Below are 1,888 nucleotides of genomic sequence, written 5' to 3' on the forward strand. Positions count from 1 at the left end.
CGCCGCGGGCGGGAAGCTGGCCTCGAACGGGATCACGCCGGGTCGCCATGCACCAGCACCAGGTCGAAGAAGGCCAGCGCAGTGTCGGCCATGGCCTCGACCTTCGCCGGGTCCTTCTTGTCCACCAGGATGTCGCGGACCGAGCAGGCGATCAGCGGCCGCGGGCCGGCGCGGCGGGCGATCTCCAGCATCGGCACCAGCTCGAAGGCGAAGGCGCGGCGGCCGAAGGGGAAAGTCTCGACCAGCAGGATGTCGGGCTTCACGCGGGCCAGCAGGGCCAGCAGCTCGGCGGCGCGGCGCTTCTTCCAGCCGGTGTCGATCGGCCTGTCATCGGCGTCCAGCAGCATGCGGAAGCCGGTATCGGCCGACCGCACCGGCGGCAGCGCCACCACCTCGGCGCCGCCCCAGTCGGTGCCGGGCACGTCGAAGCCGCCCTGGGCCACGGTCACGGCGAAGCCGGCCTGGGCCAGCGCCCGGGCGATCGCCGCGGCACGGCGGACATGGCCGATGCCGAGCAGATGCTGAACGTGGAACAGAACCTTCATGCTGCCAAGGAAATGTTCAGCCGCTCGATCACCGGCGCCCCCGTCGAGTTCAGCCGGAACAGGTGTGCGCAGCCCCACTGCAGCCCGTCCGGTGCATCGCCGATCATGGTCCAATCGGCGGCGGAGGCATAGAGCGCCAGGATGACGCCACGATGACAGACCGCGACGGTGTCCCGCCTTGCGGCGGCGAGCCGCAGCAGCAGCGGCGCCAGCCGGGCCTGCAGCTCGCGGTAGGACTCGCCGCCGGGGGCGCGGAAATCCCGGCCCAGCGCCTCGCGCCGCGCCAGCTCTTCCGGGTCGATCCGGCTCTTGTCGGACAGGCGCAGCCCTTCCCACTCGCCCCAGTCCAGCTCGGTCAGCGCCGGCTCCGGCACCGGGTCGTGGCCCAGCAGCCGGGCCGTCTCGACGGCGCGGCACAGCGGGCTGGCCAGCACCGGCCAGCCGGCCGTCCAGTCCGGCAGGCGCCATTCGGCAGCGGCGGCGCGCCCGGCGTCGGACAGCGGGATGTCGGCCCGGCCCTGGATGCGCCGTGCCGCGTTCCATTCGGTCGGCGCGTGGCGCAGGACGAGGAGGCGGGTCACATCCGCTGACCTTCGCCAGAAGCGTAGTTACGATTTGCTTGATGCTGGGAGCAAATCGTGGTTACATTCAGATCGTGTTCGAATGGGACCCGGATAAAGCCGAGACCAACCTCGCCAAGCACGGAGTGGCGTTCGAGGCGGCCGGTGACTTTGACTTCACGACCTCCATCATTCGGCTGGACAACCGCATCGACTACGGCGAGCCGCGTTGGGTGGCCGTCGGGTTCATCGGCCGTCGCCTGCACGTTCTGGTTTTTTCGGGGCGGAAGGCTGGCCTCCGCATCATCAGCCTGCGCCGGGCGAACAGCCGGGAAAGAAGGAACTATGAGCAAGCGAAAGCCTGACCACATCAGCCAGGAGGCGTGGGACGCGGTCGATTCCCCGCCCCTGACGGATGAGTTCATGAAGGGCATGCGCCCAGTCTCCGAGACGCATCCGGAACTCATCGAAATGCAGCGCCGGTATCGTGGCCAGCAGAAGGCGCCGACCAAGCAGATGGTGACCCTGCGGCTGGATCCCGATGTGGTCGAGGCCTTCCGCGCCACGGGGGCGGGCTGGCAGCGGCGCATGAACGACGCGCTGCGCAAGGCCGCCGGCCTCTGACCGGGACCGATCACGCCACCCCTCCGGTGACCCGCGCCAGGGTGCGGTCGAGGATTGCGGCGGCGGTGGCGATGTCGTGCCGGGCCAGGATGTTGGCGCGGGCGGCCTCGCCCATCGCCTGGCGGCGGGCCGGGTCGTCCAGCAGGGCCGCGACGGCCT

4 protein-coding genes are annotated in these 1,888 nt (G+C 70.5%); 2 read left to right on the top strand and 2 right to left on the bottom strand.

Features of this window, described 5'->3' with window-relative positions:
• Window positions 1–32 precede the first annotated feature (32 nt).
• A complete protein-coding gene (locus tag P409_RS33095) occupies window positions 33–545 on the bottom strand; it encodes a hypothetical protein (protein WP_034848702.1) in 513 nt (170 codons plus the stop codon).
• The gene (locus tag P409_RS33100) at window positions 542–1,126 is read right to left on the bottom strand and encodes a histidine phosphatase family protein (protein WP_034848700.1); all 585 of its coding nucleotides are present in this window, start codon (window positions 1,124–1,126) and stop codon (window positions 542–544) included. Before P409_RS33100 ends, P409_RS33095 begins: the two co-directional genes overlap by 4 nt.
• A 41-nt stretch (window positions 1,127–1,167) precedes the next feature.
• Here P409_RS33100 and P409_RS33105 point away from each other — a divergent pair, with 41 nt between their 5' ends.
• On the top strand, window positions 1,168–1,470 hold the full coding sequence (locus P409_RS33105) for a BrnT family toxin (protein ID WP_052121674.1): 303 nt from the start codon (window positions 1,168–1,170) through the stop codon (window positions 1,468–1,470).
• Complete coding sequence (locus P409_RS33110) at window positions 1,451–1,729, top strand: BrnA antitoxin family protein (RefSeq protein ID WP_034848701.1); 279 nt, start codon at window positions 1,451–1,453, stop codon at window positions 1,727–1,729. The genes P409_RS33105 and P409_RS33110 overlap by 20 nt, the downstream gene beginning before the upstream one ends.
• Window positions 1,730–1,888 lie beyond the last annotated feature (159 nt).

It is taken from the genome of Inquilinus limosus MP06, assembly GCF_000767795.1.
Taxonomy (GTDB): Bacteria; Pseudomonadota; Alphaproteobacteria; order DSM-16000; family Inquilinaceae; genus Inquilinus; species Inquilinus limosus_E.